An 18430-nucleotide genomic window follows, 5' to 3' on the forward strand; every position below is an offset into this window, starting at 1 on the left:
AAATTTCTTTCACCCTTTTGTATGCGTGAATGCCACGTCGTATGCTGAGCCCATGGGCGCAGTACCTGAGACACACACCGGATGGACGTTCCTCACCAACCACGCCCGCGTGCTGGCCGCGATCGCCGCCGATCACGAGACTCGTATCCGCGACATCGCTGCCCGGTGCAGGCTCACCGAGCGCGCGGTCCAGAAGATCATTTCCGATCTGGAGCAGGACGGGTATCTCACCCATACCCGGCAAGGACGCTCCAATCAGTACCGCATCGAAGCGGGCACCATCCTGCGGCACCCCGCCGAGTCCGGGCTGACCGTGGGTGACCTCCTCTCACTGCTGGCCCAGCACGACGACGGGCAGCCGCGGTTGCAGCCGACGGCACCGCACCCGCGTGGTGCGGATCGCGACGGGTGAGGGCATCGGCGGACGAGAGCGCCGCCGGGTGACACGGGGCGTCCGACGGGCCGGTGGGCGGCGGTCGTGGTCAGCGGCGGGTGCGGGCATGAATGGCCCGGCCGGGTCCGGGTACGCGACGAGGGTTGCGCCCGGGACGGATCTTGTCCCGGACGGCCCGTCCGCACTACCTGGGAATCAGCCATGGACACACCCTCGAACGACCACACCGCGCCCCTGAACGGGAACGGCACCCCAGTGCCGGCGACGCCTGCTCAGGAGGCGCTCAACACGCTCGCGCAGAACACCGAGGACGTGGTGGCGCTGGACACGCTGGCCGACAGCGATGTGCTCGTCCCCGTGCCCGACGACGCCGCGGAGGAGGACACCGCCGACCCCACGGCCGTCGCGCTGCCCGTCCTGGACCAGCCGGGCGGGGAGCAGGTCGTCCCGGTCTTCACCTCGGAACTGGAGATGGCCGGGCTGCTGCCCTTCGTCTCGCGCTACCGGCTGGTGCCGCTCGGGGCGCTGGCCTCCCAGTGGCCCACCGGCGAGCTGTCGCTCACCATCGACGCCAGCTCACCGCACGGTCTGACGCTCACCTCCGAAGGCGTCCGCACCCTGCTGGCCCGGCCGCAGGCGTAACCGCCGCGTGCCGTCGGGCCCGGCCGCCACGGCGGAGGGGAGCGGCCGGGCCCAGGAGGCCCCAGCCCCGCTCACCCGTCCGCGGCCGGAGAACGCAGGGGATGAACGGCGCCGACTCCGCTCATCCCCCTGCGACGGCCCGTTGACCGCCGTGATCAACAAAATAGGACGCGGTCGCGTCCTCGTCGCACTGATGAACGCGGCCCCTGTCCGGAAAACGCAGCCGCGGTTCCGGATCGGGGCCGCCCCACGTGGGCCACCCCCCTAGAGGCTCTTGCCGGGGTTCAGGATCCCCAGTGGATCGAACGCGTCCTTGAGCCGGCGCTGCAACGCGTGGGCCGCGGGCCCCAGTTCGTCCGCCACCCATTGCCGCTTCAGCACCCCGACGCCGTGTTCCCCCGTGAGGGTGCCGCCGAGCCGCAGCGCCAGCGCGAAGATCTCGCCCGCCGCCTCCCAGGCCGCGTCCGGGAGGCCGGGCAGCGCCGGGTCGACGACGATGATCGGGTGGAGGTTCCCGTCGGCCGCGTGCGCGATGGTGAAGACCGGCACGTTATGCCGCAGGGAAATGGCGCGAATGCTCCGGACCGCCTCCGCGAGCCGGGAACGCGGCACCGCGATGTCCTCGATGAGCGGCCGGCCCAGCCGTTCCAGCGCGGGCAGCGCGAGGCGCCGGGCGGCGAGCAGGGACTCCGCCTCCACCGGGTCCGCGGTGGTCTCGACGGTCGTGGCGAGCGGTGCCAGCAGCCGGGCGACCGTCTCCGCCTCCGTGACCGCCCCCGCGCCGTCGCACTGCACCAGCAGGAGAGCCGCGCCGCGCTCCCGCAGCGCCGGGTCGATGGCGTGCAGCACCGGACCGTCCACCAGCTCCGCGAGCGCCGGCTCGACCCCCGCCCGCCCGATCGCGTACGACGCCTCCGCGGCCGCCTCGAACGAGGTGAAGTACGCCGCCAGCGTGGCCGTCGCCACCGGGATCGGCCGCAGCCGCAGGGTCGCCGAGGTGATGACGGCGAGGGTGCCCTCGGAGCCGGTGAGCAGGGCGGTGAGGTCGTAACCGGTGACCCCCTTGACCGTACGGCGGCCGGTGCGCACGACCGTGCCGTCCGCGAGCACCGCCTCAAGACCCAGCACACTGTCCCGGGTGACGCCGTACTTCGCGCAGCGCAGGCCACCCGCGTTGGTCGCGATGTTCCCGCCGATCGTGGAGATCGCGGCGCTCGCCGGATCGGGGGCGTAGCGCAGACCGTGCGTGCCGGCCGCCCGGTCCAACTCGGCGGTGATCACACCGGGTTCGACGACCGCCAGCTGATCGTCCGCGGACAGTTCGAGGATGCGGTTCATCCCGGACAGGTCGAGGACGAGCGCTCCCTCACCCGCCGTCGCCCCGCCCGACAGGCCCGTGCCCGCACCGCGCGGGACGACCGGAACCCGCAGCGCGTGCGCATGGCGGAGGGTGACGGTCACGTCCTCGGCCCGCCGGGCGTGAACCACGGCGAGCGGGCTGCCCTCAGGACGCGTCCTGGAGCGGTCGGTGGCGTGCGCGGCCAGCACGGCCGGGTCCGTGGTCAGCCGGTCGGGCGCGAGATCACGGGCGAGCAGGCCCAGCAGCTGGGCGGACGCGGTGGTGGCGGGTGCGGTCACGGGTTCAGCGCCTTCGTTCCGATCGCGAGCAGGGAGATGTCCTCCTGGGGTGCGTGCACCGGCGCGCACTGGATGTCGCGGAAGTGCCGCTCCAGGGGATTGCCACGGGCCAGGCCCGGGTTGCCGAGCAGCCGTACGGCCAGCTCCACGGCCCGTACACCGTGCCGGTCGGCCAGGACCCGGGCGCCGAGGGCCTGTTCGGGCGTGTACGACGAGTCGTCCGCGTCGACCCGGGCGGCACCGCCGAACACCAGCTGTTCGGCGCCGGCGAGCAGCACCTCGATCTCCCCCGCGGTCCGCCGGAAGCGTTCCGTACGGGCCACCGGATGACCGAGGTTGGCGGGCACGCGGGTGCGCGCGAAGGTGTGGAAGAAGGCCTGCGCCGCCCGTGCCACGCCCAAGTAGAGGGCGGCGAGCGGGAGATGGAGGGCGGCGCTCGCCCGGTTGTCCTGCTCGGAGGCCGGCCCGTGCGGGCCCAGGCCGACGACGTGTTCGTACGGTATCTCCACGTCGTGGAAGGCCACGTCGTGGCTGCCGCTGGCACGCAGTCCCAGCTGGTCCCAGCGGTCGGTGATCCGGATGCCGGGGGAGTGGCCCGGGACCAGGAAGGTGCCGACGCGGGGCTCCGGCTCGTCGGTGGTGGCCCACACCAGGAACCAGTCGAGCCCGTCGGCCCCGGTGACGAACCGCTTCCGGCCGCTCAGCGACCAGCCGTCGGCGGTGCGCCGGGCGAGCGTGGCGGGCAGCCCGCCACGCGCCGGGGAGCCCAGATCGGGCTCCACGCGCGCGTGGTTGATGAGAACGGGCCGCTCCACGGACTCCTTGAGCACACGCGCGTACACCTCGTCGGGCCAGTGCGGCCGGACTGCCTGCCGGGCGTGTGTGTTGAGCGTCATCGCCGTGATCAGCGCGACGGAGGGGTCGCCCTGCCCGAGGGTGTGCAGGATGCGTGCGGTGCCCGCGACGCCGGCGCCCCCGCCGCCGTATTGCTCGCCGATGGTGGCGGTGAGCAGTCCCGCCTCGTGGACGGCTCGCAGGGAGTCGGCGGGAAAGGCGGCCGACCGGTCGTACTCGGGGGCCAGTTCGGCGAGGCGCGCGATGACGCCGGAGGCCACGGCACTCTCGTCAAGCCGGAGCTCGGCGGTCACAGGTCCTTCCCCAGATCGGAGTTCAGCTTGCGGCTCCAGAAGGACTTGACGTCCAGGTGCTTCGTGAGCGCGCCGAGTCGGGTAAAGGCGTCGGCGACCTTCTGCTGCGAGGCGATGGCGTCGTCGTCGACCGTCCTGGCCTTCGTGGGGCGCTGTGCCTGTCCGTCGCGCAGGTCCTTCTCCGCCTGGGCCAGGGGCTGGTGGGTGGCCTCCGAGATCACCTTGGCGAACGCGCTCTCGTGGCCGTCACGGACGTACGCGTACGCCTTGCTGATCCGGGCGATCAGATCGGCCGCGGCCGCCGTCCGGCCGGGGCTGTCCAGGACGCTGTCGCGCGCCGACCAGAGGAAGTTGCCGGACAGGATGTCCTTGCCGGAGCCGATCGTGACGGCGCCCTGCTGGTGGGCGGTGATGATCGAGGTGCCGTACGAGGCGAAGGCGTCGATGCTGCCGCCGTTCAGGGCGGCCAGTCCGTCGTTGGGCAGCAGCGGCTTGGCATCGATGTCGGACCACTTCAGGCCCGCCTGCTTCAGCAGCTCGTACAGGAAGTAGTGGGCGGTGGTGTTCTGGACGTAGCCGACCTTCTTGCCCTTCAGGCCGGCGATGCCGGTCACCTCGGAGCCCTTGGGGACGACGACCTCCTGATTGAGTGTCGAACCCTGGTAGACGGCGACGACCTTGAAGTTGGGCTTGCCGTCGGCCGCCGCGAAGACGGGCGGGATCTCGCTGGAGGACGCGAGATCGAGAGCGCCCGCCCGGATGGCCTGGAGCTGCTGGTCACCGCCTTGGAACTGGCTCCACTTGACCTGGTACGGGGTGTCGTCGAGGTGGGCGAACTTCAGGACGGCCTCCTCCTGTTTCCAGCCGGTGGCGCCGACCTTCAGGGTCACGGAGGACAGACCGGACGAGGATTCGGCCTTCGCCTCGGTCCCGCAGGCCGCCGCGAACGGCAGCAGAAGGGCCAGGGCGGCGGCGGTCGAGCGCAGGGTGTGACGCAACACGGAATCTCCATGAGAGGTGAGGGGGTCAGGCGGCCTGGGTGGTCGCGGCGCGGTGGGCGAGTTCCTGACGGACCAGCGGCAGGACGTGACGGGCGTAGTCGATGGCGTCGTTGAGCGGGTCGTAGCCGCGGATCGACAGCAGGTCGCAGCCGATGTCGACGTAGTCGAGGAGTGCCGCCGCGACGGTCTCCGGGGTGCCGACCAGTGCGGTCGACGCACCCGCGGCGTTCGTGGCGACCGCCGGGGCCGTCCACAGGCAGCGGTCGTGGACCTCGCCGCGTTCGGCGATGTCGAGGAGCCGCTGCGAGCCGACGTTGGCCGGGCGCCCGGTCGTCCGGTAGTGGCGCAGCTGCCCGGTGCTCGCCACCTGGTCCTTCAGCGCGCCGAGGGTGCGGTGGGCCTTCTCCCAGGCCAGTTCCTCGGTGGGCGCGATGATCGGCCGGAACGACACCCAGATGCGGGGGTGCGGTCGCCCGGCCGCGTCCGCGACCGCGTTGACCGCGGCGATCTGCTCGGCCGTCTCCTTCAGCGGCTCACCCCACAGCCCGAAGATGTCGCCCTGCTGCCCGCCCACCCGGTACGCGTCCTGCGAGGACCCGCCCACCGAGACAGGGACCAGACCGTTCACCGGCCGTACGTCGGAGTGGTACCCCTCGAACCGGTAGTGCGGGCCCTCGTGCGAGACCGGCCCGTCCGCCGCCCACACCTTCCGCAGGATCTGGATGTACTCGTCCGAACGCTCGTAGCGCTCGGCCTTGTTGAGGTAGTCGCCCTCCCGCCGCTGCTCCTCGTCGCTGCCCCCGGAGATGATGTGCACGGCCAGCCGGCCGTTGCTGATCCGGTCGAGCGTCGCGAAGGCGCGGGCCGCGTGGGTCGGGAAGATGACGCCCGGCCGGTGCGCCAGGATCGGGCGGATGCGCTCGGTGTGCGTGGCGACGAACTGGGCGAGCTGAAGGGCGTCGGGGGACGCCGAGTGGTACGCGACCAGCGTGTGGTCGAAGCCGCCGTCGTCCAGGGCGCGGGCGTAGCGGCGTACGTAGTCGGGGTCGAAGCCGGTGCGGGCACTGGCCGCCGGGCCGGACGATCCGGCGGCGGTGTGCACGGCACTGATGAACTCGACGGGCATGGCGGTCTCCTGGCTTTCTCAGGTCACTTGAGGACGGACGTGTCGGCGGACTTCGCCACGTCGACATTCGGTTCGAGTACGCCGATGCCGTGCATCAGATCGGCCACGCCCTGCACCTTCGTGTTCACCTCGGAGGTGATCGGCAGGAGGCGGCTGTAGGCCGCCGAGGCAAGGGTTTTGGCGACTGCGGGGTCGGCGCCGTTGCGCTTCTCGATGGCGTCGGCGTACGCGTCCTGATGCGTGTCGGTCCACTTCAGGGCCGTGCCGAGCCGCTCGAGGAAGTCGCCGAGCGCGGTCTTCTTCGCCGGGTTCGCGAGCGCCTTCTCGGAGGCGCCGATGAAGCCGTACCCGCTGATGCGTCCGTTCGCACCGTCGACCAGGAGCCGTCCGCCCTGTTGCAGACCCACGGCCTGATAGACCCCGAAGGTCGCCCAGACCTCGACCTTCCTGCGCGTCCGTGGGAAGCAGGTACTGCACCTTCACGTCGGAGTACTTGAGGCCGTTCTGCTGAAGGACGTTGGCGAGCAGGTACTCGGCGATGCTGCCCTTGGCGGAGGACACCACGACCTTCTTGCCCTTGAGATCCTTGACGCTCCTCACCGAGGAGTCCTTGCGGACGATGATCGCCGTGTGATGTCCGTCGTTCTTGAGCGCGGCCACGTTCTTGAACTTCACCCCGCCGCTGAGGGCCTGGAGGGCGGGCAGGTCGGCGGAGTACGCGGTGTCGGCGGCGCCCGCCTGCACGGCCTGGTAGAGCGGGGCCGCACCCTCGAACTCGGCCCATTTCACCTTGTACTTGGCACCCTTGAGGGCGTCGGAGGCGGCGACGATGGTCTGCAGCGTCTTGGCCTGGTCGCCGATGGTGAGGGTCACCCCGTCCCGGCCGCCCGCCGTGTCGGCGGCGGAGTCGGCGCCGCAGCCGGTCAGCGCCAGCACGGCGGCCAGGCTCAGCGTGGCCGCTGCGAGTCTGCGTATCACGAGGGGTTCCCTTCCAGGGTGGAGGTGACGCCGAGCCAGCCCAGGAGGCGGGCGCGCAGGCTGACGAATTCGGGTGCGGTCAGATCACGGGGCCGGGGCAGACCGACGGTGAGGTCGTGGGCGATGCGGCCCTCGTCCATCACCAGCACGCGGTCGGCGAGCAGCAGCGCCTCCTCCACGTCATGCGTGACCAGGAGGATCGCGCAGCCGTGCCGCTGCCACAGCTCGGCGACCAGCTGCTGCACCCTGCCCCGGGTCAGCGCGTCCAGGGCGCCGAACGGCTCGTCGAGCAGCAGCAGTTCGGGCTCCCGGACGAGGGCGCGGGCCAGCGACACCCGCTGCGCCTGGCCGCCGGAGAGCGTCTTCGGCCAGACGGTGGCCCGCTCCGCAATGCCGACCTCGTCCAGGGCCCGCCGGGCGAGCGCCCGGTCGGGGCGGCCCGGCAGCCCGAGGACGACATTGCGCCACACCTTGAGCCAGGGCAGCAGCCGGGGCGACTGGAACGCGGCGCTGCGCCGCGCCGGCACGGTGACCTCGCCGCCGATCTCGTCGTCGAGCCCCGCGAGGATCCGCAGCAGCGTCGACTTGCCGCAGCCGCTGTGGCCGAGGAGGGCCACGAACTCGCCCTTGCGGATGTCGAGATCGAGGTCGTGCAGAACGGTGTGGCCGTCGAAGGCGCGGGAGAGCCCACGGATCTCGACACTGTTCGCCAGAGTGGTGGGACTCATGCTCAGGCCTCGCCTTCGAAGGAGGCCCGCCAGGTCAGCAGGCGACGCGAGAGGATCCGTACGGCGAAGTCGCAGGCCAGACCGAGCAGGGCGTACACGGCGAGGCAGAGCACGATGACGTCCGTGCGGAAGTACTGCTGGGCGTTGCTCATCAGATAGCCGAGCCCGGCGTCCGCGTTGATCTGCTCGGCGAAGACGAGGGCGAGCCAGGCGGTGGACAGTGCGTACCGCAGGCCCACCAGGGCCCCGGGCAGCGCGCTCGGCAGGATCACATAGCGGATCAGGCCCAGTCGGCCGAGCCCCATCATCCGTGCGGCTTCGATGAGTTGGGCGTCCGTGGAGCGGATGCCGCCGTAGATGTTGAAGTACAGCGGATAGGTCACGCCGACGGCGACCAGCGCGATCTTCGGCGTCTCCTCGATGCCGAACCAGACGATGAACAGGGGGATCAGACCCACCCACGGAATCGCCCGGAACATGCCCATCGAGGAGTCGATGATGTCCTCGCCGAGCCGGAACAGCCCGGCCAGCAGGGACAGGGTCAGCGCGACCGACGCCCCGATGAGGAACCCGGTGGCGGCCCGGCGCCCCGACGCGGCGATGGCGCCGGGGAGTTCACCGTCCCGTGTGAGGTCGACGGCTTGGCGTACGACGTCCATGGGGGAGGCGAGCACGGACTCGGGGAGCACCCCGGTGGCCGAGGTCAGGAACCACAGGAGGACGAGGCCGACGGGGCCGGCCGTGCGGCGGACGGAGCGGGGGAGTGTGCAGCGGCGGGTGGCCCGGGTGGTGCCCCGGATGGTGACGCGGGGCGCCGGAGCGGTCTTCGTGAGGGGGACGTCGGCCCGGGGTGTCGTGCCGCCGTCGTCCGGCGGCGCCGTGGCGGTCGCGCCGATCGGTTCTGTCGTCATGATGGGGGTTCCTCTCGCGTCGCCTCAGGACGGCAGCGGGCCGGTCGCGGCGGGGCGTGCGGGGTCGGCGGACCATGCGGACCAGGAGCCGGGGAAGAGGACTGCCTCGTACCCGGCGAGGGCCAGTGCGGCGATCTGGTGGGCGGCGGTGACGCCGGAGCCGCAGTAGACACCGATCCGGCCGGCCTCACTCGCGCCCTTGCCTTCGAACCTCTTGCGCAGCACGTCGGGCGGGAGGAAGGTCCCGTCCGCCGCGAGGTTCTCGCCGGTCGGCGCGGAGACCGCGCCCGGGATGTGGCCCGCGCGCGGGTCGACCGGCTCCACCTCGCCGCGGTACCGCTCGGCGGCCCTGGCGTCCAACAGCAGCCCGCTCGCGGCCAGTTCGGCGGCTCCGTCCGCGTCCGTGACCGGCAGCCCGCCCGGACGCAGGACGACGTCACCGGCCGGCGGATCGGCGGGCGCGCCGGACTCCAGCGGCAGCCCGGCCGCCCGCCAGGCACCCAACGCGCCGTCCATGAGCGTCACTTCGGGCACACCGGCGTGGCGCAGCAGCCACCAGGCGCGGGCGGCGGCCGTGTTCCCCGAGTCGTCGTACACCACGACCGCCCGCCCCGCCCGCACGCCCCATCGCCGGGCCGCGTCCTGCAGATCGGCGAGGTCCGGCAGCGGATGGCGGCCGCCCTCGCGGTCGGCCGGCGCGGCCAGTTCGGTGTCCAGGTCGACGTACACCGCACCCGGGATGTGCCCGGCCGCGTAGTGGTCACGGCCGTGCGGGTCACCCAGCGCCCAGCGCACGTCGAGCACCACCGGCGGTGCCGCGGACCGCAGCAGGCTGCCGAGCTCGGCGGCCGTCGTCGTCACGCGCGCGCTCATGCCAGGCCCTCGGCGATGACCGGCAGGTCGGCGGAGAGACGCAGCCGTTCCAGGAAGAGGACCACCGTGGCAGCGGCCGTACGGTGCAGCGCGTCGTTCAGTACGTCGTGGCGGCCGCCGTTGAAGGTCACCGTCCGCACCTCGGGGAACCCTTCGTACGAGCTCAGTGCCCGGTCGAGCGGGCTGATGGTGTCGTCCGCGCCGTGCAGCGCGAGGACCGGGACGCGGACGAGATCGAGGCGGAGCTCCGGTGGATCGGCGGGTTCGTCCAGCGCGCCGCGCCGGAAGTGCGGGTCGTCGGTGAGCCGGCCCTGGTGGGTGGGGCAGGCGGTTCGCGCGGCCCGCTCCTCCTCCCAACTCCCGGACGTCCAGGGGGAGGTGGGCAGTCCGGCGAGGATCAGTGCGTCGATGCCCGTCGGCTGTTCGGCGGCCAGACGGGCGGCGTACAGCGCCCCCGTGTCCGAGCCGACGACCACCTTGGGGCCGGGCAGCGACTCGTCCGCGAGGAGCTTGGCCGCCCGGTCGAGGACGGCGGGGTCGGCGGTCGGGTCGCCGAGGGCCCGTACGCGGTAGGCGTCGAAGGCGAGCCGGCGGCCGAACCGTTCGTACACGCCACCGTATTCCCCCCGCCCGGCCAGCACGATCAGCGTGCCGCGCGCGGCAAGGCCGTCGGGTTCGTTCCACGAGTGGAGAGTGGGAGGGGCGGACGGGGAGGACGGGGATGCGGACATGAGGGGGCGACTCCCATGCGGGGGGGCGGGCATGCGGGGGTGCGGGCCTGCGGGTCGGAACCGTCGTCACACGGTGGGTCGGCGGCCGAAGCGCGGTCCGGGCGAGAGGAGAGAGGTGTGGCGGTCACATGTGGGGTGCGCGGAGGGCACGCGTCATGTGCGCCGGCAAGGGCCCGGCCGGCCACTCGGCGCCACCGGGACCGCTCGGGCCTCGGGCGGAGGGGCGGACCGGATCAGCAGGTCAACGACAGCGCGCGCTGCTCGCCACGCCGAAGTCGATGACTCGGCGCTGCGTCAGAAAGGCAGCGAATGCGGTCGTGTGCAGCATGCGTTCATCATGACCGGCCACGGCGGACGGCGTCCAACGACGATTCTGCATCGAAATCGATCAGGGATCGTGATCGATGCCAGCTCAGGGTCTTGCTACGGTCGCCGTATGCCCCAACCTGTCCTCGACATCGTGGCCCTGCGCAGCCTGACCGCGATAGCCGACTGCGGCGGCTTCCATCGCGCGGCCCGCGCCCTCACCCTGAGCCAGTCCGCGGTGAGCCAGCACGTCCGCAGACTGGAGAAGACCCTCGGGCGCGCGATCGTGGAACGGGATGGCCGGAGCACCCGGTTCACCCCCGACGGACGTCTGCTCGTGGAACAGGCCCGCCGGATCCTCGCCGTCCACGACGAGGCGGTACGGGCCCTGCTGGACGTGGACGGCGACATCGTGACCGTCGGCTCCACCGAACACGCCGCCGACCAGTTCCTGCCCCGGCTCACCGCGGCCGTGCAGGAGGTACGCCCCGGCTGCCGGGTGCGTTTCCGCATCGACCGCTCGGCGCGGCTCGTCGAGGCGGTCGAGCGCGGCAGTGTCGACGTCGCGGTCTACGTCACCGAGGCGGCCGCGACCGAGGGGACCCCGGTCGGCGGGCTGCCGCTGACCTGGCACGCCACACCCGGCTGGGCGCCGCCCGCCGCCCCCGCTCCGGTGCCGCTGGTCGCCATCGAGGACCCGTGCGCGATCCGCCGCCGGGCCATCGCCACGCTCGCCGCGAACGGGGTGGCGTCCACGGTCGTGGGTGACGCCGGGTATCTGGCGGGCGTCCTCGACATCGCCCGCACCGGACAGGGAGTGGCCCTGCTCGCCGCGGTCGGCGCGGCCCCCGACGGGCTCACCCCGTACGGCGGGCTGCCGGCGGTCACCCCGATCCCCATGAGCGCGCTGGCCCGCCCGGGCGCGGATCCGGCCACCGTGGAGGCCGCCTTCGACGCCGTACGGGACCTGCTGCGCTGAACGAGGCGCCGGCTCGCGGCGCCGGACAGGTCCTCGGGGTCAGGGGTCCCGCTTGTGGTTCGCGCCGACGGCCGGCCGGTGGTCGCGCCGGGACGGGCCGCACGGGCCGCGTGTGCGGGCGTACGGCTTCTGCGTGAGGTGGGACGCGCGGCCTCGGCCGGTGCGGGGAGCGCCGCAGCGGCGGCGAGGCCCCGCGGGTGACCGCCGGCCGGCGGTGACAATGACCCGCATGAAATGGATCTCCGGCGTGGCCGGCGGACTGCTCCAGGCGCTGATCCTCGGCAGCATCCTGCGCACCCTGGTGGTGCCCCGCGGCCTGTACTCCAGGCTGGTCAACAGCTGGTGGCGGGTGCTGCGCCGGCTGCTGCGGCTGTTCGCGTGGCGCGGCGGTTACGACGCCCAGGACCGCGCGCAGACCTGGCTGGCCCCGCTGATGCTGAGCGGCATGCTGGCCACCTGGCTGGGCGGTGCCCTGCTCGGATTCGGCCTGCTGCTGCACGCCATTTCGGCGCTGACGTGGACCAACTCCCTGCGCGAGGCCGGTTCGAGCCTGTTCACCCTTGGTTTCGCCAGCGGCGACCGACTGCACCTGTCCGTCGTGGACTTCATGGCGGCGGTCACGGGCCCGGTGGTGATCGCCCTGCAGATCGCGTATCTGCCCACGCTGTACGCGGCCTACAACCGCCGCGAGCTGGAGGTGACCCTGCTCCAGTCGCGCGCCGGTGAACCCGCCTGGGGGCCGGAGATCCTGGCCAGGCAGTGGCTGGTCGACGCCGAGACCGCGCTGCCTGCGCTGTACCGCGCCTGGGAGCGGCTCGCCTCGGACCTCGGCGAGAGCCACTCCGCGTACCCGATCCTGCTGACGTTCCGTTCACCGCGTCCGTACCGCAGCTGGATCGTCGGCCTGCTCGCCGTCATGGACGCCGCCGCCATGCAGCTGGCCCTCGCCCCGCGGAGCGCCCCGCCCGACGCGCGCCTGGTGCTGCGCGCCGGCTTCACCGCCCTGCGCGACATCGCCAGGGCGCTGCGCCTCGACTTCGACCCGGACCCGGACCCGGACGGACCGATCCGGCTGACCTACACCGAGTTCGACGCGGCGGTGGCGATGGTTGTGGCCTCGGGCTTCCCCGCGGAACGGGCCACGCGCCAGGCATGGCCGCACTTCCATGGCTGGCGGGTCAACTACGAGGCCATCGGGTACGCGTTGTGCCGCCGCGGGGACGCCGTGCCGGCGCTGTGGACCGGTCCGCGCGACTTTCCGACGACCCCGGTCCCGCCCCGGCGGCCTGCCGACCGCAGACCCGGCGAAGGTCGTCCGGAACTGCCCCCTGCCACCACGTAGTCGAGCCCGCCCCGAGGGGAACATCACCTTCGGTGCGTCCGACGTGGAGGGTGGGGTTGCCGTGAGAGTCGTCCTGCTGGGTACGGCCGCGGGCGGCGGCTTCCCTCAGTGGAACTGCGTCTGCGCGCTCTGCGCCGCGGCCCGCGCCGGCAAACTGCCCGCGCGCACGCAGGAGTGCGTCGCCGTCAGCGGGAACTCCCGCGACTGGTGGCTGCTCAACGCCTCACCCGACATCCGAACGCAGCTGGTCACCACGGAGGCGCTCGCGCCCGGACCCGGCCCCAGGGAGACCCCCGTCCGGGGTGTGCTGCTGACCGATGCCGAGGCCGACCACGTCATGGGCCTGACGATCCTGCGCGGCGGCCCGGGCCTGCGGATCCATGCGGCGCCGCCGGTCCTGGAGACGCTGGCCCCGCTGCGCGCCATGCTCGACCGCTACGCCTGCTGGGACTGGGCCGACAGCCTGGCCGAGGGCGGCCTCGTGCTCTCCGGGGGCCTGGCGGTCAGCGCCCATCCCCTCGGGGCGAAGGTTCCGAAGTACGTTGCCGCTACCGCCGCTACCGCCGCTACCGCCGCTACCGCCGCTACCGCCGCTACCGCCGCTACCGCACCACCGGCCGCGGACGACCGATGGGTGACGGCGTACCGCGTCGAGGATCTCGCCACCGGCGGAGTGCTCGTCTACGCGCCCTGTGTGGCGGCCTGGACGCCCGTGCTCGACGGGCTTCTCGCCACGGCGGACTGTGCGCTGCTCGACGGCACGTTCCATACGCCCGACGAGATGGGCACGGCGGTCAGGTCACCGCACGGGCAGTCCGCCATGGGCCACCTGCCCGTCTCTGGACCGCACGGCAGCCTCGCCGCCCTGGCCCGCCATCCCGGCCCACGGCGGATCTACACCCACCTGAACAACACCAACCCGCTGCTGGACCCGGACTCACCGGCCCGCGCCCAGGTGACCGGGACAGGGGTGGAAGTCCTTCCGGACGGCGCGGAGTTCGCGGTCTAGGTGTGCTGTCAGGTCGGCACTGGCCGGCGCCGGCCGGCCCGTGCGTGACACATCGCGGCTGTCCGCACCGCGGTGCCCTGCGGATCTTCGAGCCGTGGCACACCGCGCCTGTCCGTACTGTGGATCTTCGAGCCGTGGCACACCGCGCCTGTCCGTACTGTGGATCTCCGAGCCGTGGCCCACCGCGAACGTCCCGCGAAGCGTCAGCCCTTCAGCATGCGGGCCAGCACATCCCGCTGCAGCGGGAGCACCTCGGCGTGCAGGTCGCGGCCCTTGGCGGTGAGGGCGACCCACACTCCGCGCCGGTCCTCCTGGCAGAGCGTGCGCTCGACCAGGCCCTCCTTCTCCAGTCGCCCGATGAGGCGCGACAGGGCGCTCTGGCTCAGGTGGACCCGGTCGGCGATGTTCTGCACCCGGCACTGCTCGACCGCGGCCGCGGCGTTGCCCGCGGCGAGGATGTCCAGTACCTCGAAGTCGCTGGCGCCGAGGCCGTGCGGATGCAGGGCACGGTCGATCTCGCACATCGTGCGCGCGTGCACCGACAGGATGTCCCGCCACTGCTCTTCGAGCCGGGCTCCGCTGGTCTTGGCTGCCATATATGCACGGTAACAGAGATCAGGCCAATCATTGAGGGTGCAACTAGTGCGGGTGCATGCATCTCGCCGGTCCCGGAGCGGCACCTGCGGACGCGCCCGCGAAGCCGCGCCGAGCCTCGGTGCGCGCACCTACTCCGAAGGCGCGTCCTGGAGGATCCCGATGAGGTTGCCGTCGGCATCCTTGACCGAGGCGATCAGCCTGCCGCCGCCGACGTCCTGGACCTCCTGCAGCGGCTCCGCGCCGGCGGCGAGGAGCCCCGCGAGAGTGCTCTTGATGTCGGAGACGTGCCAGTAGGGGACCGGGCCCGTCATCCCCTTGGCGTGGCCGTTGGGGTCCAGGCCGACGTCCTGTCCGGCGTCCTTGAAGCCGACGTAGTACGCCTCATCCGCATAGGGCTCGATGCCCAGCAAGGCGGTGAACAGGGCCTTTGCCCGGGCGATGTCCTTGACGGGGTAGATGATGGTCTTCAGGCCGGCGGTCATGGCGACTCCTCGGTGCTGGGCGTTGATGCGAGTGAACGGGTCTCGCGCCGACGGGTTCTCGCCGGCCCCTTCACGTTAGGCCGGGGGGATGCCGCATGGCTTCTCCGATCCTGACCGGTCGCGGTCCGGGCGCCTTTCGGGCGCCTTTCGGTCGCGGTCCGGTCGCCGCCGGCCGGGAGGGCCCGGGCTCGCGTGACGCGGGAGCGCCGCATTCACCGGTTACGGCGCGGCGAAGACGGTCTCCCCGTCGACCGTCGTGGCGCTGCGCCCGGCGCAGGGTGGCGACCTCGTGGGCATCCGTTGATGGCTCGACAACGCGGTGGCGCACGGTGTGACCTTCGACGCGATCGGCCAGTCGTACTACGGTGACTGGCACGGCTCGTTCGCCGGCTTCCAGACCACCCTGGACGACGCGGCGTCCCGTCACGGCACACCAGTCCTCGTGGCAGAGACGGCCCACCCGTCCCGTCCGGCCACCGAGGGCTCCCTGACCAACATCATCGACACAACCGGTGAGCTGGTCGCCGGGTACGCGGCCTCGTCGGCCGGGCAGTCCGCCCGGCTCCGGGACGTGAGGAACATCGTCGAAGCCGTGCCGAACGGCCGCGGGATCGGTGTCTTCCACTGGGGGCCACCTGGACGGCGGGCGCAGGCACCGGCTGGGACCCGGCGGACTGCGCCTCCGCCAACGGCTGGGAGAACAGGCGCTGTTCGGCTATGACGACAGGGCCCTTCCGGCCATGTCGTGGTTCAGTCACCGCTGAACCCGTGTGACGGCCCGGCTGCCGAGCGGCCGGGTCCTTGGGCAGTCGCGTTCGGTGCGGAAACCGAGGGGGACGAGATGCTGAAGTTGCCGGTCGGCGGGACACGCCTGGACATCCTGGAGCGGCTGAAGGATCCCGTCGCTCACTTCCCTCCGCAGAGCTGTGCCGACCTCGCCACGGAGGGCGTCAGCGCGGCCACCGTCGCGACCGCGCTCGGGCTGAGCGTGCCGGCGGCGAGCGCACATCTCGAACTGCTCGCGAGAATGGGCCTGCTGCGCGCCGGGCGCGCCGCAGGGTGCACGGTCTACCGTCGCGACGAATACCGCATCGCCGAGGTCAAGCAGCTGTTCGAGAAGGGCTGGTGACGGCGCCCACGGCCGGGGCACGGACGCATCGTCCGCCCTACGGCCAGGGTGCCGACGCATCGTCCCGAGGTCGCCCAGGCCGTGCGGACGCCCGGGCGCCCGCCGCCGCCCGCTGACCGAGTGCGCGGCGAGGACCCCCGGCGTTACGCTGTGAACCGGTCGCGATCTTGCCGGAGATGCACGCACATGACAGTCCCGCAGCCCGAGAGGGTGGACGAGCCCACGGGTCCGGGCGCCCCGGCACGGGCACCGGCCCGGCGGCCGCACGCGTGGCACGGCCAGGGCCCGGCCGTCGCCGCGGTCGCGCTCGGCGGCGCACTCGGCGCCACCGCCCGGTACGGGGCATCGCTCCTGTGGCCCTCGCGCGCCGATGGCTTCCCCTGGACCACCTTCGGGGTCAACGTCGTCGGCTGCGCGGTGATCGGCGTCTTCATGGTCGTGATCACGGACGGGTGGCTGGCCCACCGGCTGGTGCGCCCGTTCTTCGGCACCGGGGTGCTCGGCGGCTTCACCACCTTCTCCACGTACGCCGTCGACATCCAGCGACTTGTCGGGGCGGGCCGTCCCAGGACGGCGCTCGCCTACCTCGCCGCGACCCTGTGCGCGGCGCTCGCGGCGGTATGGCTCGCGGCGACGGCGACCCGGCGGACCCTGGTACGGAGGCGGCGATGACAAGGCTGACCGGCGACGCCCTGCGCGTGACGATCCTCATCGGCGAGGACGACACCTGGCACCGCAAGCCGCTCTACACGGAGATCGTGCACCGTGCCCTGGCCGCCGGCCTCGCCGGAGCGAGCGTCTTCCGCGGGATCGAGGGGTACGGCGCCTCCTCGCTGATCCACACCTCCCGGCTGCTCTCGCTGAGCGAGGACCTGCCGGTCGCCGTCGTGATCGTGGACACCGAGGACCGCGTACGCGCCTTCCTGCCGCAGCTCGACGAGCTCGTCACCGAAGGCCTGGTGATCCTCGACGAGTGCGAGGTCATCCGGTACGCGGGACGAGGGGATGAGTCCGGCGAAACGGACCGGGAAGGTAAGAGCTCGTTGTGAACTGGCTGCTCGTCGTCGCGGGTGCCGCGGTCGGTGCCCCGCTGCGCTATCTGACGGACCGCGCGGTGCAGGTCAGGCATGATTCGGTCTTCCCCTGGGGCACCTTCGTCGTGAACGTCGTGGGCTGTCTGATCCTCGGCCTGCTGACCGGCGCGGCCGCCGCGGGCGCCGCCGCCTCGCACCTCCAGCTGTTGCTGGGCACCGGCCTGTGCGGGGCGCTGACCACGTACTCGACCTTCTCCTACGAGACCCTGCGGCTGGCCGAGGACGGCGCCCGGGTCTACGCGGCCGCCAACGTCGTCGCGAGCGTGGTGGCGGGACTGGGCGCCGCGTTCGCCGGGGTGGCGGTCGCCGAGGCCTGCTGGGCCTAGGGCCCGGGCTGCCCCGCGTTTGGCCATGGACGGCCATGTCCGTGTAGTAAGACTGTGCCCGCCGCACTGCCTCCCTGAGAAGAACTGGATCCCATGAGCGTCATCAACGTCGGTCAGGCCGTCGTCCTCGGAGCCGTCGAGGGCGTGACCGAATTCCTCCCCGTCTCCTCGACCGGCCACCTCAAGATCACCGAAGGTCTGATGGGGATCCCCGTCGACGACAACGCGGTCGTCGGGTTCTCGGCGGTCATCCAGGTCGGCGCGATCGCCGCCGTGCTCGTGTACTTCTTCAAGGACATCGTGCGGATCGTCTCGGCCTGGGGGCGCGGACTGCGCGACCGCGAGCAGCGCCAGAACCACGACTACAAGTTCGCCTGGTGGGTCATCTACGCGACCATCCCGATCGTGATCGTGGGCCTCGCCGCCAAGCCGCTCATCGAAGGGCCGCTCGCCTCGCTGTGGGTGGTGGCGGCCTCGCTGATCATCGGCAGCGGTGTGATGTGGGCGGCCGACCAGATGGGCCGGCACAAGCGCGGCGAGGACGACACGTCCTTCAAGGACGCGATGCTGGTCGGCAGCTCGCAGATCCTCGCCCTGCTCTTCCCGGGCTTCTCGCGTTCCGGCGCCACGATGTCGACCGCGCTCATCCTCGACCTGGACCGGGTCGCGGCCACCCGGCTCTCCTTCTTCCTCGGCATCCCGGCCCTGACCGGCGCCGGCCTGTACGAGCTCAAGGACGCCCTGGGCACGGGCGTCGGCGCCGCTCCGCTCGCGGTCGGCACCCTCGTCTCCTTCGTCGTCGCGTACGGGTCCATCGCCTGGCTGCTGAAGTTCGTCGCCAAGCACTCCTTCAACGCCTTCGTGATCTACCGGATCATCATCGGAGTGGCGCTGTTCGGCCTGCTCGGCGCGGGCGTGCTGTGAGCTGAACCGGGCCTGCGGGCCCGCGCCGCGAGGAGCCGGTGTCCGTCGGGACACCGGCTCCCGTGTGTCCGC

At 72.2% G+C, this 18430-nt stretch carries 21 protein-coding genes and 2 pseudogenes; 11 read left to right on the forward strand and 12 right to left on the reverse strand.

What is annotated here, in order from left to right; genetic code table 11:
• The first annotated feature begins 52 nt into the window (after window positions 1-52).
• Together ACFVYF_RS13975 and ACFVYF_RS13980 are read left to right on the forward strand one after the other, a co-directional pair.
• A complete protein-coding gene (locus ACFVYF_RS13975; protein ID WP_389455425.1) occupies window positions 53-412 on the forward strand; it encodes a helix-turn-helix transcriptional regulator in 360 nt (119 codons plus the stop codon).
• Between the two features lie 183 nt (window positions 413-595).
• The gene (locus tag ACFVYF_RS13980; RefSeq protein WP_389455426.1) at window positions 596-1036 is read left to right on the forward strand and encodes an SseB family protein; all 441 of its coding nucleotides are present in this window, start codon (window positions 596-598) and stop codon (window positions 1034-1036) included.
• A 264-nt stretch (window positions 1037-1300) separates the two neighbouring features.
• Here ACFVYF_RS13980 and ACFVYF_RS13985 read toward each other — a convergent pair whose 3' ends face one another.
• From ACFVYF_RS13985 to ACFVYF_RS14030, 10 genes and pseudogenes are all read right to left on the reverse strand, one after another.
• Window positions 1301-2674, reverse strand: a complete 1374-nt coding sequence (locus ACFVYF_RS13985; protein ID WP_389455427.1) for an FAD-binding oxidoreductase — start codon at window positions 2672-2674, stop codon at window positions 1301-1303.
• Complete coding sequence (locus ACFVYF_RS13990; RefSeq protein ID WP_389455428.1) at window positions 2671-3822, reverse strand: acyl-CoA dehydrogenase family protein; 1152 nt, start codon at window positions 3820-3822, stop codon at window positions 2671-2673. Before ACFVYF_RS13990 ends, ACFVYF_RS13985 begins: the two co-directional genes overlap by 4 nt.
• The gene (locus ACFVYF_RS13995; RefSeq protein ID WP_389455429.1) at window positions 3819-4823 is read right to left on the reverse strand and encodes an ABC transporter substrate-binding protein; all 1005 of its coding nucleotides are present in this window, start codon (window positions 4821-4823) and stop codon (window positions 3819-3821) included. The genes ACFVYF_RS13990 and ACFVYF_RS13995 overlap by 4 nt, the downstream gene beginning before the upstream one ends.
• Window positions 4824-4848: 25 nt before the next feature.
• On the reverse strand, window positions 4849-5949 hold the full coding sequence (locus tag ACFVYF_RS14000; protein WP_389455430.1) for an LLM class flavin-dependent oxidoreductase: 1101 nt from the start codon (window positions 5947-5949) through the stop codon (window positions 4849-4851).
• 23 nt (window positions 5950-5972) lie between these two features.
• A complete protein-coding gene (locus ACFVYF_RS14005) occupies window positions 5973-6356 on the reverse strand; it encodes a hypothetical protein (protein ID WP_389455496.1) in 384 nt (127 codons plus the stop codon).
• A 103-nt stretch (window positions 6357-6459) separates the two neighbouring features.
• Window positions 6460-6927: pseudogene (locus ACFVYF_RS14010) on the reverse strand (PhnD/SsuA/transferrin family substrate-binding protein); the annotation flags it as partial.
• A complete protein-coding gene (locus tag ACFVYF_RS14015) occupies window positions 6924-7655 on the reverse strand; it encodes an ABC transporter ATP-binding protein (protein ID WP_389455431.1) in 732 nt (243 codons plus the stop codon). The pseudogene ACFVYF_RS14010 and the gene ACFVYF_RS14015, both read right to left, overlap by 4 nt.
• A gap of 2 nt (window positions 7656-7657) precedes the next feature.
• The gene (locus ACFVYF_RS14020; RefSeq protein WP_389455432.1) at window positions 7658-8566 is read right to left on the reverse strand and encodes an ABC transporter permease; all 909 of its coding nucleotides are present in this window, start codon (window positions 8564-8566) and stop codon (window positions 7658-7660) included.
• A gap of 24 nt (window positions 8567-8590) precedes the next feature.
• Entirely contained in the window at window positions 8591-9439 is an 849-nt protein-coding gene (locus tag ACFVYF_RS14025) for a sulfurtransferase (protein ID WP_389455433.1), read from the reverse strand.
• Window positions 9436-10170, reverse strand: coding sequence for an alpha/beta hydrolase (locus ACFVYF_RS14030; RefSeq protein WP_389455434.1), 735 nt, complete (start codon window positions 10168-10170; stop codon window positions 9436-9438). Before ACFVYF_RS14030 ends, ACFVYF_RS14025 begins: the two co-directional genes overlap by 4 nt.
• A gap of 436 nt (window positions 10171-10606) precedes the next feature.
• On the opposite strand from ACFVYF_RS14030, the gene ACFVYF_RS14035 reads away from it, so the two are divergent.
• The 3 genes from ACFVYF_RS14035 (at window position 10607) to pqqB (ending at window position 13806) form a co-directional block, all read left to right on the forward strand.
• A complete protein-coding gene (locus ACFVYF_RS14035; protein ID WP_389455435.1) occupies window positions 10607-11455 on the forward strand; it encodes a LysR family transcriptional regulator in 849 nt (282 codons plus the stop codon).
• A gap of 229 nt (window positions 11456-11684) precedes the next feature.
• Window positions 11685-12797, forward strand: a complete 1113-nt coding sequence (locus ACFVYF_RS14040) for a hypothetical protein (protein ID WP_389455436.1) — start codon at window positions 11685-11687, stop codon at window positions 12795-12797.
• Between the two features lie 61 nt (window positions 12798-12858).
• Window positions 12859-13806 carry a pyrroloquinoline quinone biosynthesis protein PqqB gene (gene pqqB, locus ACFVYF_RS14045; RefSeq protein WP_389455437.1) on the forward strand — a complete coding sequence of 316 codons (948 nt, stop codon included), beginning with the start codon at window positions 12859-12861 and terminating at the stop codon, window positions 13804-13806.
• A gap of 203 nt (window positions 13807-14009) precedes the next feature.
• On the opposite strand, the gene ACFVYF_RS14050 is transcribed toward pqqB, so the two are convergent.
• Together ACFVYF_RS14050 and ACFVYF_RS14055 are read right to left on the reverse strand one after the other, a co-directional pair.
• Window positions 14010-14402 carry a MarR family winged helix-turn-helix transcriptional regulator gene (locus ACFVYF_RS14050; protein WP_389455438.1) on the reverse strand — a complete coding sequence of 131 codons (393 nt, stop codon included), beginning with the start codon at window positions 14400-14402 and terminating at the stop codon, window positions 14010-14012.
• Window positions 14403-14531: 129 nt separating this feature from the next.
• Window positions 14532-14885, reverse strand: coding sequence for a VOC family protein (locus ACFVYF_RS14055; protein ID WP_389455439.1), 354 nt, complete (start codon window positions 14883-14885; stop codon window positions 14532-14534).
• Window positions 14886-15099: 214 nt separating this feature from the next.
• On the opposite strand from ACFVYF_RS14055, the pseudogene ACFVYF_RS14060 reads away from it, so the two are divergent.
• The 6 genes and pseudogenes from ACFVYF_RS14060 to ACFVYF_RS14085 all read left to right on the forward strand — a co-directional run.
• Window positions 15100-15649 (forward strand): annotated as a pseudogene (locus tag ACFVYF_RS14060) (glycosyl hydrolase 53 family protein); the annotation flags it as partial.
• 77 nt (window positions 15650-15726) lie between these two features.
• Window positions 15727-16014 (forward strand): ArsR family transcriptional regulator, encoded by a 288-nt coding sequence (locus ACFVYF_RS14065; protein ID WP_389455440.1) that lies wholly within the window; start codon window positions 15727-15729, stop codon window positions 16012-16014.
• Window positions 16015-16200: 186 nt separating this feature from the next.
• Entirely contained in the window at window positions 16201-16686 is a 486-nt protein-coding gene (crcB, locus tag ACFVYF_RS14070; RefSeq protein ID WP_389455441.1) for a fluoride efflux transporter CrcB, read from the forward strand.
• Window positions 16683-17063 (forward strand): DUF190 domain-containing protein, encoded by a 381-nt coding sequence (locus ACFVYF_RS14075; protein ID WP_389455442.1) that lies wholly within the window; start codon window positions 16683-16685, stop codon window positions 17061-17063. Before crcB (ACFVYF_RS14070) ends, ACFVYF_RS14075 begins: the two co-directional genes overlap by 4 nt.
• Window positions 17060-17434, forward strand: coding sequence for a fluoride efflux transporter CrcB (gene crcB, locus ACFVYF_RS14080; protein ID WP_389455443.1), 375 nt, complete (start codon window positions 17060-17062; stop codon window positions 17432-17434). Before ACFVYF_RS14075 ends, crcB (ACFVYF_RS14080) begins: the two co-directional genes overlap by 4 nt.
• A 93-nt stretch (window positions 17435-17527) precedes the next feature.
• Window positions 17528-18358 (forward strand): undecaprenyl-diphosphate phosphatase, encoded by an 831-nt coding sequence (locus ACFVYF_RS14085; RefSeq protein ID WP_389455444.1) that lies wholly within the window; start codon window positions 17528-17530, stop codon window positions 18356-18358.
• Window positions 18359-18430: the final 72 nt, after the last annotated feature.

The sequence above is a fragment of the Streptomyces sp. NPDC058274 genome (assembly GCF_042881375.1).
GTDB lineage: Bacteria > Actinomycetota > Actinomycetes > Streptomycetales > Streptomycetaceae > Streptomyces.

What these genes read in the sequence shown, in the direction of transcription:
- ACFVYF_RS14075 (WP_389455442.1), top strand. Translation starts at nt 16,683, where the DNA reads ATGACAAGGCTGACCGGCGACGCCCTGCGCGTGACGATCCTCATCGGC.
- ACFVYF_RS14000 (WP_389455430.1), bottom strand. Translation starts at nt 5,949, where the DNA reads ATGCCCGTCGAGTTCATCAGTGCCGTGCACACCGCCGCCGGATCGTCC.
- ACFVYF_RS14015 (WP_389455431.1), bottom strand. Translation starts at nt 7,655, where the DNA reads ATGAGTCCCACCACTCTGGCGAACAGTGTCGAGATCCGTGGGCTCTCC.
- ACFVYF_RS13980 (WP_389455426.1), top strand. Translation starts at nt 596, where the DNA reads ATGGACACACCCTCGAACGACCACACCGCGCCCCTGAACGGGAACGGC.
- ACFVYF_RS14050 (WP_389455438.1), bottom strand. Translation starts at nt 14,402, where the DNA reads ATGGCAGCCAAGACCAGCGGAGCCCGGCTCGAAGAGCAGTGGCGGGAC.
- ACFVYF_RS13975 (WP_389455425.1), top strand. Translation starts at nt 53, where the DNA reads ATGGGCGCAGTACCTGAGACACACACCGGATGGACGTTCCTCACCAAC.
- ACFVYF_RS14035 (WP_389455435.1), top strand. Translation starts at nt 10,607, where the DNA reads ATGCCCCAACCTGTCCTCGACATCGTGGCCCTGCGCAGCCTGACCGCG.
- ACFVYF_RS14055 (WP_389455439.1), bottom strand. Translation starts at nt 14,885, where the DNA reads ATGACCGCCGGCCTGAAGACCATCATCTACCCCGTCAAGGACATCGCC.
- ACFVYF_RS14020 (WP_389455432.1), bottom strand. Translation starts at nt 8,566, where the DNA reads ATGACGACAGAACCGATCGGCGCGACCGCCACGGCGCCGCCGGACGAC.
- ACFVYF_RS14025 (WP_389455433.1), bottom strand. Translation starts at nt 9,439, where the DNA reads ATGAGCGCGCGCGTGACGACGACGGCCGCCGAGCTCGGCAGCCTGCTG.
- ACFVYF_RS14085 (WP_389455444.1), top strand. Translation starts at nt 17,528, where the DNA reads ATGAGCGTCATCAACGTCGGTCAGGCCGTCGTCCTCGGAGCCGTCGAG.
- ACFVYF_RS14065 (WP_389455440.1), top strand. Translation starts at nt 15,727, where the DNA reads ATGCTGAAGTTGCCGGTCGGCGGGACACGCCTGGACATCCTGGAGCGG.
- ACFVYF_RS14030 (WP_389455434.1), bottom strand. Translation starts at nt 10,170, where the DNA reads ATGTCCGCATCCCCGTCCTCCCCGTCCGCCCCTCCCACTCTCCACTCG.
- ACFVYF_RS14040 (WP_389455436.1), top strand. Translation starts at nt 11,685, where the DNA reads ATGAAATGGATCTCCGGCGTGGCCGGCGGACTGCTCCAGGCGCTGATC.
- crcB (WP_389455441.1), top strand. Translation starts at nt 16,201, where the DNA reads ATGACAGTCCCGCAGCCCGAGAGGGTGGACGAGCCCACGGGTCCGGGC.